Below are 14,496 nucleotides of genomic sequence, written 5' to 3' on the forward strand. Positions count from 1 at the left end.
CCGGTGCCCCTGCGTCGCCCGGTCGTCGTCCTGCTGGCGCTCGTGACGTCGGTCGCGCTGGCCGGGTGCTCGGGCGACGACGGCCAGGACCCGGGCGACGGCGCCGCTGGTCCGGGCGCGACCGCCACACCCACGGCGGTCGGCCAGCCACCGCTGGTGGAGGTGCTCGACGCGGGCTCGGGCGACCGCCGGGTGCTGGCCCTCGGCCCGACCTACGGCGCGACCTCCGACGCCTCGCTCGCGATCACGCAACAGGTCGTGCGTGACGAGGCGGCCACCGCGGTGCCGCCGGTCACGGTGCCGTTCGTCGTCGCCGTCACCGGGGTCGACGGGTCCGAGATCACCACCAGCCAGACCTACGCCAAGCCCTCCGTGGACGCCACGGGGCTCAGGCCCGCCGACGTGCGGGGGGTCGAGCAGGCGCTCGCACCACTGGCGGGCACGACGTCGACGCTGGTCGTCCGTCGCGACGGCACCACCGTCGAGGCCACCAGCGGCACCGACGCCGCCGGGCAGGTCGACGCCCAGCTGCGCGACCTGGTGCCCGTCCTGCCGACCCGGCAGGTCGGCGTCGGGGCCAGCTGGACGGCGAGCTCGGTCGGCGAGGTCGACGGCGCCGTGGTCGACCAGGTGGCGACGTACACCCTGGAGTCGCTCGAGGACGACCGCTACGTCATCAACGTGACGATCGACCGGACCTACCGCGCCGGAGAGGTCGAGGGGGTCGAGGTGCGCTCGGGCCGTAGCACCGTGACCGCCCGCCTCAGAGGGTCGCTGGACCGGGTACTGCCCGACACCGCCACCGGCAACGTCTCGACCCAGGTCTCCTACGTCGTGCAGCGCCAGGTCACCGAGGTGCAGACGACGGTGGCCCTCGCGCTCACGGGGTCCTGAGCGGCAGCACGAACGCGAAGGTGCTCCCGTGCCCCGGGCGGCTGGACACCACGAGCTCGCCGCCCATGAGGGTCACCAGCCGGCGGGAGATGGCCAGGCCGAGCCCGGTCCCGCCGTACTCGCGGGTCACCGAGGAGTCGGCCTGCTCGAACATCTCGAAGACCACCTCCTGCAGGTCGGGGCTGAGCCCGATGCCGGTGTCGATGACCTCGAAGCGGACCCCGACGACGCCGTCGCCGACGGGCTCGCCGCTGACGCGGACCTCGATCCGCCCGGCGTGGGTGAACTTGTAGGCGTTGTCGACGAGGTTGGTGAGCACCTGGGCGATGCGCTCGGCGTCGCCCACGAACTGACGCGGCAGGCCGGGGTCGACGGCGCACCCGAAGGCCAGCCCCTTGTCCTCGACCGAGCTGCGGACGATGAGCACGGTCTCGAGGACGAGGTCGGACAGGACGAAGGGCACCGCGACGATCTCGGCCCGGCCCGACCCCAACCGCGAGAAGTCGAGGATCTCGTTGACCAGCCGGAGCAGCCGCTCGCCCGCCCGCTCCATCATGGTGACGAGCTGCTGCTGCTGCGTGCTCAGCCCGGAGTCGGCGAGCATCTCCGCCGCCGCGAGCACACTGGTGAGCGGGGTCCGGATCTCGTGGCTCATCGTCGCCAGGAAGGCGGTCTTGGCCTCGTTGGCGCTCTCGGCCTCCCGGCGGGCGGCGGCGAGCGTCTGCTGGAACTGCTTGCGCCCGGTGATGTCCTCGGCGATGCCGTAGATCTCGACGACCTCGTCGTCGACCACGATCGGCAACCCGATGATCTCGAGCTCGCCCTCACCGCCGTCGGGGTGACGGAAGCGGACCTCGAAGGTGCTGGGCCGTCGCTGCAGCAGACCGGCGAAGTGCTCCATCGCCCGCGGGACGTCGTCGTCGATGAGCAGCTCGGTGAACGAGCGACCCAGGACGTCGTCGGCCGCGTAGCCCCCGGCGAGCTTGAGCGCCTCGTCGTTGACCGCGGTGAACCGGCCCTCGAGGTCGAGCGAGAACACCCCGTCGGGGTGGTACTCCGACAGCGAGTCGAGCCGGGCCTCGATCAACCGGGAGGACCAGTCGCCGCCCGCCCGTGCGCGGCGGTCCGGAGCGGAGGTCAACGGCGCTCCCTCAACCGCACCCGGGGCAGCTCCGGCGCCGGGATCGGGGCGCGGTCGTCACCGACCGGGACGCCGAACCGCCCGTCGACGTAGGTCGCCTGGTCGGCGCCGCCGTGGATCTGGGCCTGCCACGCGTCGCGGAAGCCGACGACCTCGTCGTGGGTGCGGCCGACGAAGTTCCACCACATCACGATCGACTCGCCGAACGGGGGGCCGCCGAGGAGGAGCACCCGGGCCGGCTCGTCGCCGGCCTCGAGGTCGAGCCGGGTGGTGCCGGGCGGCACGTAGACGAGGTCGTGGGCGGCGGCCTCGTGGCCGGTGACCCGGAGCGCGCCCGCGTCGACGAGGACGCCGTGCTCGAAGTCGGGGTCGACCTCGAGGGGCACGCGCGCCCCGGCCTGCAGGGTCAGCTCGGCGCCGAGCAGCGGGGTCGCCGTCGGCACCGGGGACGTGACGCCGAGCAGGGAGCCGAGGAACACGCGGGCGTCGTAGGCCTCGCCCCGCACGGGAGGTGGCACGTGGTGGGTGAAGCCGGGCGCGCCGTCGCGTGCGGCCTCGGGGAGCGCGACCCAGAGCTGGACGCCGTGCAGGGTGGTGGTCGCAGCGGTCGAGACCTCGGAGTGGCTGATGCCGCGGCCTGCGCTCATCAGGTTGACCTCGCCGGGCCGGACCAGGGCGTGGTGGCCGGCGCTGTCGCGGTGCTCGATCTCGCCGGCGAACAGCCAGCTGACGGTCTGCAGCCCCGTGTGGGGGTGCGGCGGGACCACCATCGCGACCTCGTCGGGACCGTAGTGGTCCACGAAGCACCAGGCCCCGATGAGGCTGCGCTGACGTGAGGGCAGGGTGCGTCGTACGGTCATCGCGCGCGGCCCCCCGAGGGGCACCGCGCGGGGTCGGATGACCTCGACGCCGGCCGTCGGGCCGGCGGCGCAGGTGACCTCGTGGGGATCTCGGTCGAGCGCACTCACGGGGCTAGTGTGACACCTCTTGCCACCGTCAGCTCTGGTGGACGGGGTCGGTGGCCCGCTTGTGGCCGTGCTCGACCGCGGCGTCGGCCGGCCTGGTGACACCGGCGTGTCCCGCACCCGCGGGCTTCTCGAGCCGCACGACGACCGACTTGGACGTCGGCGTGTTGCTGCCCTCGGCCTTGGAGTCGAGCGGGATCAGCGGGTTGGTCTCGGGGTAGTAGGCCGCCGCGCAGCCCAGGGGCTGGTCGTAGGCGACGATCCTGAAGTCAGGGGCCGTGCGCTCGGAGCCGTCCTCCCACTCGCTGACCAGGTCGACCAGGTCGCCGTCGGTCCACCCGAGGTGGCGGATGTCGTCGGGGTGGACGAACACCACGCGCCGGCCGTTCTTGACGCCCCGGTAGCGGTCGTCGAGCCCGTAGATCGTGGTGTTGAACTGGTCGTGGCTGCGCAGCGTCTGCAGCAGCAGGCGCCCCTCGGGCACCTCGAGCACCTCGAGCGGGACTGCGGAGAAGATCGCCTTGCCGGCCCCCTCCCCCGTCGTGGGGAAGTCGCGTGAGTCGCGCGGCGGGTGCGGCAGCACGAAGCCGCCGGGCTGGTCGACCAACTCGTCGTAGGCCGCACAGCCGGGGACGACGTTGGCGATGCGCCGGCGGATGGCGGTGTAGTCGTCGCGGAACTCCGACCAGGGGATGTCGCCGACGTCGTCGCGACCGGTGAGGGTGGCCTCGGCCAGCGAGCACACGATGTCGACCTCGGAGCGCAGCAGCGGGCCGGCCGGGGCCAGGGGGCCCTTGGACGCGTGCACCGCCGACATCGAGTCCTCGACGGTCACGCGCTGCTCGCGACCCCCCGTACGGTCGCGCTCGGAGCGGCCCAGCACGGGCAGGATCAACGCCTCGCGCCCGGTCACGACGTGGGAGCGGTTGAGCTTGGTGGAGACGTGCACGGTGAGGTCGGCGCGACGCAGCGCGTCCTCGGTGACCTCGGTGTCGGAGACCGCCGAGGCGAAGTTGCCGCCCATGGCGAAGAAGAACCTGGCCCGGCCGTCGGCCAGGGCCTTGACCGAGTCGACGGTGTCGAGGCCGTGCTCGCGCGGCGGATCGAAGCCGAACTCGGCCTGCAGCGCGTCGAGGAACTCCGGCAGCGGGCGCTCCCAGATGCCCATGGTCCGGTCGCCCTGCACGTTGGAGTGGCCGCGGACGGGGCACAGGCCCGCGCCCGGCTTGCCGATGTTGCCCTGGGCGAGGGCGACGTTGACGATCTCCTTGATGGTGGCGACCGAGTTGCGGTGCTGGGTGATGCCCATGGCCCAGCAGAAGACGGTGGCCTGCGACTCGACGAGCATGGCCCCCATCTCCTCGACCTGGGCGCGGGTGAGCCCGCTGGCGCGCTCGACCTCGGCCCAGTCGAGCTGCGCGATGTGCTCGACCCACGCGTCGTAGCCGTGGGTGTGGTTGCGCACGAAGTCGTGGTCGATGGCGTCGTGCTCGAGCAGGTACGCCGCCAGGCCCTGCCACAGCGCCAGGTCGCCGTTGACCCGCACCGGCAGGTGCAGGTCGGCCAGGGCGGTGCCGGTCGTCAGGCCCTTGGGGGTCTGGGGGTTCTTGAAGCGGACGAGCCCCGCCTCGCGCAGGGGGTTGACCGCGACGATCTTGGCGCCGTTGTTCTTGGCCTTCTCGAGCGCGGAGAGCATGCGGGGGTGGTTGGTGCCGGGGTTCTGCCCGGCTACGACGATCAGCTCGGCGGTCTCGACGTCGTGCAGCGACACCGAGCCCTTGCCGATGCCGATGGTCTCGGCCAGGGCCACCGAGGTGGATTCGTGGCACATGTTGGAGCAGTCGGGCAGGTTGTTGGTGCCGAACGCGCGCACGAAGAGCTGGTAGACGAACGCCGCCTCGTTGGAGGTCTTGCCGGAGGTGTAGAACACCGCCTCGTCGGGGTTGGCGAGGCCCCGCAGGTGCTCGGCCATCAGCGCGAAGGCGTCGTCCCAGGCGATGGGCTCGTAGTGCGTGGCACCGGCCCGCTTGACCATGGGTTCGACGATGCGGCCCTGCTGGCCCAGCCAGTAGTCGGTCTTGTCCTCGAGGTCGGCGAGCGAGTGCTCGACGAAGAACTCGGGCGTCACCCGGCGCTTGGTGGCCTCCTCGGTGACCGCCTTGGCGCCGTTCTCGCAGAACTCCGCGGTGTGGCGGTGCGACGGGTCGGGGTCGGGCCACGCGCAGCCCTGGCAGTCGAACCCGCCCACCTGGTTGAGGCGCAGCAGGGTGCGGGCGGTGGTGACCGGACCCATCTGCTCCATCGCCCGCTTCATCGCCACGGCGACCGCCGTGGCCCCGGCGGCGGCGTGGGCCTCGCCGCCCACCTCGAGGTCGGACTCGTCGATGTCGTCGTGGGGTGCCTTGCGCAGAGGTCGGAGCATGGCTCCATCCTCACCCGCGCGCGAGCCCCCGGCGCTCACCCTGGGGAGGGTTGGCCTGGACGCTGCGGCCCCTCAGGTCCTCACGCAATAGCCCGGTATGACCTGTCCCCGCGACGTCCTGACGCGCTAGGTTGCAGCGCCGACCGCGACGCCGCGGTCCTGTGAACCCACGTTCGTCGAGCACGAGGAGTCCCCATGTCCATGCCGCCCCCGCCCCCGCCGCCGCCCGGCGGCTACGGCTCGCACCCGCCGCCGCCCGGCGGTTACGGCTACGGCGGCCAGCCCGCCGGAACCCCGCAGTACAACGTCGGCAACGCCGTGAGCTACGGCTGGGCGAAGTTCCAGGCCAACGCGGGCCAGATCATCATCGCCGGCCTGATCGCCTTCGTGGGGATCGCGCTGTTCCAGGTGATCTCCCTCGTGATCCGCGGGATCCTGGTCCAGGGTCCCGAGTGCACGACCACCAGCAACTTCGAGGTCACCTGCACCGACGGCACCGGCTTCTTCGTGTCGATCTTCGCCAGCGCGATCGGGAGCTTCCTGTTCTTCTTCGTCTACCAGGTCATCGGCGCCGGCATCATCCGCGGCTCGCTGGCCATCACCGAGGGTCGCCCCTTCGAGTACACCGAGCTGTTCAAGACCGACAAGATCGGCCCGGTCATCATCACGAGCCTGATCACCGGCGCGATCGTCTTCATCGGCACGCTGCTGTGCTTCCTGCCCGGCATCATCGCCTCGTTCCTGCTGTCCTACTCGCTGTACTTCGTGATCGACAAGGACCTGTCGCCGGTCGACGCCATCAAGGCCAGCGTCGACCTCGTGACCAAGAACCTCGGGACGGCGCTGGTCTGGGCGATCGTCGCGTTCGCCATCACCCTGGTCGGCGCGATCCTGTGCGGCGTGGGCCTGATCGTCGCGATCCCGGTCTCCATCATCGGTACCGCCTACACCTACAAGCTGCTCACCGGCCAGCAGGTCGCTGCCTGACCCGACCCGTCGTGCGGCGCCGGTCCCCTCGTGGGACCGGCGCCGTCGTCGTCGGGGGGCCACTACCCTGCGGCCATGGGTCTGCTCACTCCGCTCGCCGTGCGCATCGGTGCCGTCCCCTGGATGCCCCGGCTGCTGCCGCAGATCGTCTGGGTCGACACCCGGCTGCAGCGGGCGACCAAGGGCAGGGTGACCCTGCTCGACATCGCCGGGCTGCCCAACCTGGCGCTCACCGTCGCCGGCCGCAAGAGCGGGATCCCCCGCACCGCGCCGCTGCTCTGCGTGCCGCACGAGGGCGGCTGGCTGGTCGCCGGGTCCTACTTCGGCGGCCCCGACATGCCCCTGTGGGTCGGCAACCTGCGCGCCGCCACGACGGCCCGGGCGCGCTTCGACGGCGAGGAGCACGAGGTCACCAGCCGCGAGGTCGAGGGCGAGGAGCGGGCCGCGCTGTGGCAGGTCATGCTGCGCACCTGGCCCAACTTCGCGAAGTACGAGGAGCGCACGACCCGGGTGATCCCGGTGTTCTACCTGCAACCGGTCTGAGCAGCGCCGCGATCCCCCGGCGGCCCACCGACCCGGTCACTAGCCTGGGGGCCATGCCCGCCGTCGTCCAGCTCGGCCAGTACCCCCCACCCCGCCACGCCGTCGCCCACCTCAGCGACCCGCACCTGCTCGCGGGCGGAGCCCGGCAGTACGGCGTCGTCGACCCCGACGCGGGTCTGGTCCGCGCGCTCGAGCGGCTGGCGCACGTCGACCCGCCGCCGCAGGTGCTGGTGTTCACCGGCGACCTGGCCGACCGGGCCGAGCCGGCGGCGTACGCACGGCTGCGTGAGGCCGTCGAGCCCGCGGCGGCGGCGATGGGCGCGGTGGTCGTGTGGACGATGGGCAACCACGACGAGCGGGCGGCGTACTCGGCGGCGCTGTTCGGTGTCGCGGACGAGGCACCGCAGGACCGGGTCGTCGAGGTCGACGGGCTGCGGGTCGTCGCCCTCGACACCAGCGTGCCCGGCTACCACCACGGCGCGCTCGACCCCGAGCAGCTGGCGTGGCTGGCCGACGTGCTGTCCACGCCCGCGCCGTACGGCACCGTGATCGCACTGCACCACCCGCCGATCCCGGTGCCGATGCTGCGCGCCGCGGAGCTGATCGAGCTGGAGGACCAGCAGGCGCTCGCCGCGGTCGTCGAGGGCACCGACGTCCGGGTCATCCTCGGCGGGCACTTCCACTACACGTCGTGGTCGACCTTCGCCGGCATCCCCGTCTCGGTGGCGTCGGCGTCCTGCTACACCTCCGACCCCGCGCCGGTCGACCGCTTCGTGTCGGGGGTCGACGGCCACCAGGCCTTCACGATGCTGCACCTGTACGACGACCGTGTCGTGCACACGGTCGTGCCGCTGGCCGCGGCGCCCGAGGTCACCGGTTACCCGGCCGACGTCGTGGCGCAGGTCGAGGCCCTGACGGCCGACGAGCGCCGCGACATCCTGTCGCGCAAGGACTCGCCGTTCAACGTGGGTGACGCTGGAGGCGAGCCTTCGCCGTGACCCTCAGGTCGCGCGCCACGGCGTGATCGACAGCGGGGCAGCGCGGAGGTGCAGGTGAGGCGTGACGTCGGTCAACCCGGTGCCGCCAGGGTCGCAGCGTCCGTGACCGGGTCGAGAGGCGCCCTGCGGTGGGGTGGTTTCGTGACGGCCGCGGGCGGCCTCCTCAACCACCGTGTTGCCCGGTCGGCGTACGACGTCACCCCACGGTGGTCGAGGAGGTCGCCCGCGACCGCAGCCGGCGCATCCGACCCGACCCACGGTGGTCGAGGAGGTCGCCTGCGACCGTCTCGAGACCCGATCACCGCAGCGGGTCTGGGTGACTTGGTCTGCACCCTGCGGCTGGGTGGTTTCGTGACGGCCGCGGGCGGCCTCCTCCACCACCGTGGGGTGGGTGTGGGCGTGCCGGTGGCCCCGCTGTGGTGGGGCCAGCGGGGCGGTGGGAGGGTCAGGGTCGTCGACGCGGTGGGCGGGGTGGGCGGAGTGGTGGGGGTCTGCGGTCGACGAGGTAGGTGGCGCCGGTGGGGCTGGTCCAGTGGTAGAGCCCGGGGCGGAGCATGACGTAGCGCCACCGGGAGTGGGTCTTGGCGCGGTGGTGACGCCGGCAGAGCATGGCGAGGTTGTGCGCCGACGTCGGCCCACCCGCTGAGAACGGGACGATGTGGTCGAGGTCGACCCGGCGTCGATTGCACCCGGGGAACACACAGGTGTGGTCACGTAGGCGCACGAGCTCGCGGATCGCCTCGGTGGGCTCGTAGGCCTCGGTGGACGGGTCGGCGGCGAGGTCGACGACCGGCTTGATCGTGACCTTGGTGCCGGCCTGCTGGCACCAGGCGCGGATCTGCTCGATGAGGACCGGGGACCAGGTGTTGTCGAGGAACCCGGGCAGGTCGGGGTGATCGGCAGCAACGTGCGCGTACAGCGTGACGCCGCGTCCTGAACCACTGGTGATCTCACCGGTGAGCAGGTCGAGGGCGAGCTGTTGGCGGCCCATCTCACCCAGCGCCTGGGAGCGGCGCACGTCCAACGACTCGGTGGACCCCAGGTCGGCCAGCGCCTGGGCGCCGTTCTTGAGTGCGGCTTCGAGGTCGATCGCATCCGCCAGGTCCAACGTCGCGGTCACCTCCACGGTGCCGGAGGTGCCGGCGTCGCTGAGGTGGACGTCGGCGTGCCGGTTCTCGGCGGCCTTCTTCCTACGGCGTTCGGCCTCGGCGGGGTCGTGCTTGGCCCGGGCTGCGTCGACGGCCCGGTCGACCTGCGCCCACGAACAGGTGTGCAGGAACGGGGCGATGTCCTTATCGACCTCGGCTGCACCGGCGAGGGGGAGGTCGGTGGTGTGCTCGGCGACGCGGAACGCCTTCCACACCGGCACCTCGAGCCGCACGACGCGTGCATACAGGCGCGGGAGGCGGTAGCGCAGCTCCAACGCCTTGCCGAGGTAGGCCAGACCACCGTCGGTGCTCATCCCCAACGACAACGCCAGGTCCAGGGCGGCGTACTCACCGATGACCGGACACCCGGGGCCGCCCAGGTGCAGGGCGGGTTCTTCCATCGGGTCCAACAACACCGCTGCCTCGTCGGCGTCGGCGGTGTTGACCATCGCCCAGTCGAGGACCGCGGTGAGCTTGGCGACCTGCTCGCGAGACTCGGCGTCGCGGTGCGCGCGCACGGACTCCAGCAGCGGGTCGTTGCTGCGGGTCCGGGTGCGGGTGGTCATGCGTTCATTCTACGCGTGAGTGCTTGTATTCGAAAGTATGTACTACGGATTTGTGGATGAGTTTCCGGGTTCGGTTGGGGTGGGTGGGTCTCGAGACGGTCGCTAGCGCGACCTCCTCGACCACCGTGGGGCCCGGTCTTTGGCGTGACCTCCTCGACCACCGTGGGGCCCGGTCTTTGGCGTGACCTCCTCGACCACCGTGGGGCCCGGTCTTTGGCGTGACCTCCTCGACCACCGCGGGGACCGGTCGCTAGCGCGACCTCCTCGACCACCGCGGGGACCGGTCACTGGCGCGACCTCCTCGACCACCGTGGGGTCGGGTCCGGTGGCTGGCGCGACCTCCTCGACCACCATGGGGTGACAGTCGGTCTGGCGTGACCTCCTCGACCACTGTGGGGCCTGGTCGGCCTAGTGGCGCCGGAAGGAGCGCAGCGCGACGAGAGCGCGTAGCCGGCGCCGGGCGGGGACGGCGTGGGTCATCGCGCGGCGCTCGTCGTCGACCATCGCCCAGAACTCGGCGGCGACGGCGTCGTCGGGGTCGGTGGGGCCGAAGACGAGGGTGTCGGCGGTGCGGGCGAGGTCGACGGCACCCGGGGTGGCGACGTGGGGGGCCTGCTGGCGGCGGGTGAGGCCGGCGCCGACGGGGACGTGCTGGCCGAGGTCGCGGGCGTGGTCGACCAGCTCGCGCCAGCCGCCGACGACCCGGGCCGAGGCGCGGGCGGCGGCCCGACGGCGACGTCGACGCCAGGCCTTGAGACCGACGATGGTGCCGACGACGAGGCCGACGAGGAGCACCGGGAGGCCGACGCCGAGCGCGACCCAGCGCCACCAGCCGGGGGCACCCCCAGGGGCGTCCCCGTCGTCGTCGCGGGTGACCTTGCGGGCCTGCAGCTCGTCGTCGTTCTGCTCGGCGAGGGTCGAGGGCGGCGGGATCGGCGCCGGTGGCGGGACGACGGTGCCGCTCATCTGCTGCTGGGTGACCGGCGGCTGCTCGGCCGGGCGGTCGTCGTCCATGAAGGTCTCGGTGGGCAGGGTCCTCCACGACCCGTCGGCGACCTGCAGCTCGACCCAGGCGGAGACGTCCCTGCCGCGGACGACGCCGTCGGCGGGCACGACCGCCCCCATCACGACCCGCGCGGGCACACCGACCTTGTTGGCCAGCAGCGCCATGATGGCGGCGTACTGCTCGTCGTTGCCGACCGGGATCGGGGTGTTGGCGAACTCGTCGCCGAGCCGCTTCTCGTGGTGGCCCGGATGGTAGATCTTCTCGGCCTGCAGGACGCCGTCGGAGTACTTGCCCTGGGTCTTGAGGTAGTCGGCGATCGCGAAGACGCGCTCCATCGGCTCCGACGCGCCGGCCGACCACTGCACGGCCTGGGTGTCGAGGAACGACGCGGCGAAGGCGTTGTCGTTGACGGCGTCGGACGGCGGGTCGGTCGGCCGGGCCAGGTCGTCGGAGCGCACGGCACTGAAGTCGTAGACGTCACCGGGGTGCACGCCGGTCGGCACGACCGCGGTGCGCGAGGCGAGGTCGTAGCGCCACGACTCCTGCTTGGCCGCGACGTCGCCCTCGTCGAACTCCATCGTCTGCAGGGCGCCGATGGTGGGGAGCCACGCGGCGTCGTAGCCCTCCCCCACGGTCACCCTGACATCGACGCGCTCACCGTCGGCGGGGTTGTCGATGGTGCTCGACACCCGCTGGAAGGCGTCGTCGGTGGTGGTCGGGTCGATGGCCTCGGCCGCGCCCCACACGATCCCGTCGTAGAGGTCGAGGGCGGCGATCCGCAGCCGCGAGCCGGCGGGGGCGCCGTCGAGGGTGAGCAGGGTCTTGTCGTAGAGGTTCTCGGGGCTGGCCGGCGCAGGCTCCTTGACGTAGCGGCGGAACGAGGCCAGGGGGGAGGGGTACTGCCCGATGTCGAAGGGCGGCTGCACCTGGGTGCGGAGCACGACCCGGCCGTCGTCGCCGGACCCCAGCGCGACCGAGGCGACCGGCAAGGCGAGCAGGCCGGCGCTGCCCACCAGCACCGCGCCCACCGCCGTACGCCGGACCCGACTGGTCGCGCTGCCCTCGACCGGTCGCTGCCCACGGTGCTCGCGCACGGCGACCCACCCCACCGCGACCACCGCGAACACGACGCCCTGCAGCCACAACGACTGCGGCCTGGTGACGCCGAGCAGGATCACGGTCGCCAGCAGCAGCACGGGCGCGAGCAGCGCGACGGCCGAGCGCAGCAGCGCGGGGCCCGAGCGCAACCCGCAGGTGAGCGCCCCGAGCAGGCCGGCGGCCAGGCCGAGGGTCCAGGGCAGCACCAGCACCAGGCCCGAGCCCGCCACGGGCGGCAGCGTGGTGAGCAGCTGCTTCCAGCCGCCGACGACCTGGTCGGCGACGGCACCGAGCGAGTCGCCGCTGAGCAGCACCCCGAGGCCGAACCACAGCGGGAGGGCGACCGTCACCGCGGCGATGCCGGGCCAGCGCAGCGCCCGCACCAGGCCGGTCAGCAGCAGACCCACGGCGACGCCGCCCAGCGAGACGACGAGGTAGGCGACACCGGTGAACGTCGTCGACAGCCCGACCAGGGCGACCGCGCACAGCACCAGGAGGAACGCGGCGTCGACCAGCGCAGCGCGGGTCGGCCGCCAGCGCGAGCGGGCCGCGGCGCCGTTCACCGCACGCTCCAGCGCAGCAGGCCGGCGAGCTCGTCCTTGTCGCCCAGGCGCAGCACCGACAGCCCCCCGACCTCGCTGACGCCGGGGTCGGCGCCCTCGGTGACGAGCACGGCGATGCGCCGCACCTCGGGCGGGAAGACGGCACTGGCGCGCAGCACGGTCTCGAGCCCGGTCGCCGCACCGCTCATCAGGAACAGCAGGCTGGTGTCGGGCGCCAGCCGGAGCGCCCGGCGCGACGACTCGACCAGACCGGGTCCGCCCAGGACGGCGCGGCACACGGCGTCGAGCGCGAGGTTGCCGTCGGTCCCCGACGAGGCGGAGGCCCCGCACACGAACGAGGTCTCGACGTCGTCGGTGACCGCGCGCACGAGGATCGAGGCGGCCGCCGACATCGCGGTCTCGAAGGCGTCCTCGCTCGCCCAGGCCCCGGGCGCGTCGTCGACCACGACGGTGGCGTGGCTGCGGCGGGTGTCGAGGTACTGCCGCACCAGCAGCTGGGCCTCGCCCGACGCACCCGTCGCCTTGGCCGACGAGCGCCAGTGGACGTGGCGCAGGTCGTCGCCGGAGACGTACTCGCGCAGCGCGTGGAAGGCCAGGTCGCTCTGCGAGAGCGCCTCGGTCGAGACCCCCTCGAGGTCGCGGAGCAGCCCGGCGCCCATCTCCTCGAGCGGCACCAGCGGCGGCCGCACCAGGATCTCCTGCAGCGGCGCCCACACCGAGTCGCGCGAGAACAGCCCGAGCGCGTCGCCACGCCGGGTCAGCGCCGGGCCGACGCCGATCACGCCGCGCCGCTCGGTGCGCACCGTGAAGGACTCCTCGTGGGTGGCGCCGGCCGCGAGGGCGGGGACGCCGTAGCGGTGGACCGACGCGCCCACGGGCAGCTCCAGCAGGGTCGGCAGCATCCGGCGTCCGGCCGTGTTGGTGACGTCGACGCCGCCCGACACCGACCCGCCCGCGACCACGCGCGACGGCTCGAGGGAGATCACGACGCGCACCCGGGTGCGACCCAGGAGGAACGGCAGGCACACGACCGGCAGCAGCAGGCACGTCGCCCCGAGGACAGCCAGCTCGCGCCAGTGGGTACGGCTCGCCACGACGAGCGCGAGCACGCCGAGGCCCAGGAGCAGCCACCCCAGCGGACGGACCACCCCCAGCGCACGGCGTACGGCGTCGCTCGTCCTCGACATCAGACGGTCGCGACCCGGTCGGTCGGCGGCGCGACGGCGCCGAGCAGCCGGGAGATGACGGTGTCGACCGTGACGCCGGTGAACTGGGCCTCGGCGTCGAGCAACAGCCGGTGGCAGAGCACCGGCTCGGCCAGCGACCGCACGTCGTCGGGCAGGACGTGGTCGCGTCCGTCGGCGGCCGCCCAGGTCTTGGCCACCCGGATCATGGCCAGGCAGCCGCGCGCCGACAGCCCCAGCTTGACGTGCGGCTGACGACGCGACTCCTCGGCCAGCTCGGCGACGTAGCCGATCACGGCCGGGTCGACGTAGACCTCGTCGGCCAGCTCACTCATCTGCGCGATGGTCTGGGCGGTGATGACCGGGGTCACCAACGACGCCCGGTCGCGGACCTTGGCGTTGACCAGCAGCTCGATGGTCGCGGCCTTGTCGGGGTAGCCCACCGAGCTCTTCATCAGGAACCGGTCGAGCTGGGCCTCGGGCAGCCGGTAGGTGCCGGCCTGCTCGATGGGGTTCTGGGTGGCGATGACCATGAACGGCCGGCCGACCGCGTGCGGCCGACCGTCGACGGTGACCCGGCCCTCCTCCATGACCTCGAGCAGCGCCGACTGGGTCTTGGGCGAGGCCCGGTTGATCTCGTCGGCGAGCACGATGGTGTGGAAGATCGGGCCGGGGTGGAACTCGAAGGTGCCCTTGTGCTGGTCGTAGACCGTCACCCCGGTGACGTCGAACGGCAGCAGGTCGGGGGTGAACTGGATGCGCGCGTGGCTGCCCTGGACGGTGTTGGCCAGCGCCCGGGCCAGCATCGTCTTGCCGGTGCCCGGGAAGTCCTCGAGCAGCAGGTGGCCCTCGGACAGCAGGCACGTCAGGGCCAGCCGTACGACGTGGCGCTTGCCGAGCACGGCCTTCTCGATGTTGGTGGTGAGCTGGTCGAACGTCTGGCGGAACCAGGCCGCCTGCTCGGTGGAGATCGTCACAGGG

The 14,496-nt window shown here is 72.6% G+C and carries 11 protein-coding genes; 4 read left to right on the top strand and 7 right to left on the bottom strand.

The features are described 5' to 3' along the window. Nucleotides 1–3: 3 nt before the first annotated feature. Nucleotides 4–894: a hypothetical protein gene (locus FZC61_RS00265; RefSeq protein ID WP_148611333.1), complete on the top strand. Its 891-nt coding sequence runs from the start codon at nt 4–6 to the stop codon at nt 892–894. Here FZC61_RS00265 and FZC61_RS00270 read toward each other — a convergent pair. From FZC61_RS00270 to FZC61_RS00280, 3 genes are read right to left on the bottom strand one after another with little or no spacing between them, the layout of a single operon-like run. Next, nucleotides 881–2,035, bottom strand: coding sequence for a PAS domain-containing sensor histidine kinase (locus FZC61_RS00270; RefSeq protein WP_148611335.1), 1,155 nt, complete (start codon nt 2,033–2,035; stop codon nt 881–883). The genes FZC61_RS00265 and FZC61_RS00270 overlap by 14 nt on opposite strands. Then, a complete protein-coding gene (locus FZC61_RS00275) occupies nt 2,032–3,003 on the bottom strand; it encodes a pirin family protein (protein ID WP_148611337.1) in 972 nt (323 codons plus the stop codon). The genes FZC61_RS00270 and FZC61_RS00275 overlap by 4 nt, the downstream gene beginning before the upstream one ends. Before the next feature lie 28 nt (nt 3,004–3,031). Beyond that, nucleotides 3,032–5,422, bottom strand: coding sequence for an FdhF/YdeP family oxidoreductase (locus tag FZC61_RS00280; RefSeq protein WP_148611339.1), 2,391 nt, complete (start codon nt 5,420–5,422; stop codon nt 3,032–3,034). A 195-nt stretch (nt 5,423–5,617) separates the two neighbouring features. Between FZC61_RS00280 and FZC61_RS00285 the strand changes: the two genes are divergently transcribed. The 3 genes from FZC61_RS00285 to FZC61_RS00295 all read left to right on the top strand — a co-directional run bounded on the left by FZC61_RS00285 (nt 5,618) and on the right by FZC61_RS00295 (nt 7,950). After that, a complete protein-coding gene (locus tag FZC61_RS00285; RefSeq protein ID WP_148611341.1) occupies nt 5,618–6,409 on the top strand; it encodes a DUF2189 domain-containing protein in 792 nt (263 codons plus the stop codon). A 75-nt stretch (nt 6,410–6,484) separates the two neighbouring features. Continuing rightward, a complete protein-coding gene (locus tag FZC61_RS00290; RefSeq protein ID WP_148611343.1) occupies nt 6,485–6,952 on the top strand; it encodes a nitroreductase family deazaflavin-dependent oxidoreductase in 468 nt (155 codons plus the stop codon). Between the two features lie 53 nt (nt 6,953–7,005). Further along, a complete protein-coding gene (locus tag FZC61_RS00295) occupies nt 7,006–7,950 on the top strand; it encodes a metallophosphoesterase (protein ID WP_148611345.1) in 945 nt (314 codons plus the stop codon). A 445-nt stretch (nt 7,951–8,395) separates the two neighbouring features. Here the strand turns inward: FZC61_RS00295 and FZC61_RS00300 are convergent, their stop codons facing one another. The 4 genes from FZC61_RS00300 to FZC61_RS00315 all read right to left on the bottom strand — a co-directional run bounded on the left by FZC61_RS00300 (nt 8,396) and on the right by FZC61_RS00315 (nt 14,492). After that, nucleotides 8,396–9,664 carry an HNH endonuclease signature motif containing protein gene (locus tag FZC61_RS00300; RefSeq protein WP_148611347.1) on the bottom strand — a complete coding sequence of 423 codons (1,269 nt, stop codon included), beginning with the start codon at nt 9,662–9,664 and terminating at the stop codon, nt 8,396–8,398. Between the two features lie 408 nt (nt 9,665–10,072). Then, complete coding sequence (locus tag FZC61_RS00305; protein WP_148611349.1) at nt 10,073–12,331, bottom strand: transglutaminase TgpA family protein; 2,259 nt, start codon at nt 12,329–12,331, stop codon at nt 10,073–10,075. Further along, nucleotides 12,328–13,518 (bottom strand): DUF58 domain-containing protein, encoded by a 1,191-nt coding sequence (locus FZC61_RS00310; RefSeq protein ID WP_148611352.1) that lies wholly within the window; start codon nt 13,516–13,518, stop codon nt 12,328–12,330. Before FZC61_RS00310 ends, FZC61_RS00305 begins: the two co-directional genes overlap by 4 nt. Beyond that, nucleotides 13,518–14,492, bottom strand: coding sequence for an AAA family ATPase (locus FZC61_RS00315; RefSeq protein WP_148611354.1), 975 nt, complete (start codon nt 14,490–14,492; stop codon nt 13,518–13,520). Before FZC61_RS00315 ends, FZC61_RS00310 begins: the two co-directional genes overlap by 1 nt. Nucleotides 14,493–14,496 lie beyond the last annotated feature (4 nt).

The organism is Nocardioides rubriscoriae, from assembly GCF_008087085.1.
GTDB classification, from domain to species: Bacteria; Actinomycetota; Actinomycetes; order Propionibacteriales; family Nocardioidaceae; genus Nocardioides; species Nocardioides rubriscoriae.

Excerpts from the sequence above, each read along its gene's own strand:
- FZC61_RS00285 (WP_148611341.1), top strand. The coding sequence starts at position 5,618 with ATGTCCATGCCGCCCCCGCCCCCGCCGCCGCCCGGCGGCTACGGCTCG.
- FZC61_RS00280 (WP_148611339.1), bottom strand. The coding sequence starts at position 5,422 with ATGCTCCGACCTCTGCGCAAGGCACCCCACGACGACATCGACGAGTCC.
- FZC61_RS00310 (WP_148611352.1), bottom strand. The coding sequence starts at position 13,518 with ATGTCGAGGACGAGCGACGCCGTACGCCGTGCGCTGGGGGTGGTCCGT.
- FZC61_RS00295 (WP_148611345.1), top strand. The coding sequence starts at position 7,006 with ATGCCCGCCGTCGTCCAGCTCGGCCAGTACCCCCCACCCCGCCACGCC.
- FZC61_RS00290 (WP_148611343.1), top strand. The coding sequence starts at position 6,485 with ATGGGTCTGCTCACTCCGCTCGCCGTGCGCATCGGTGCCGTCCCCTGG.
- FZC61_RS00300 (WP_148611347.1), bottom strand. The coding sequence starts at position 9,664 with ATGACCACCCGCACCCGGACCCGCAGCAACGACCCGCTGCTGGAGTCC.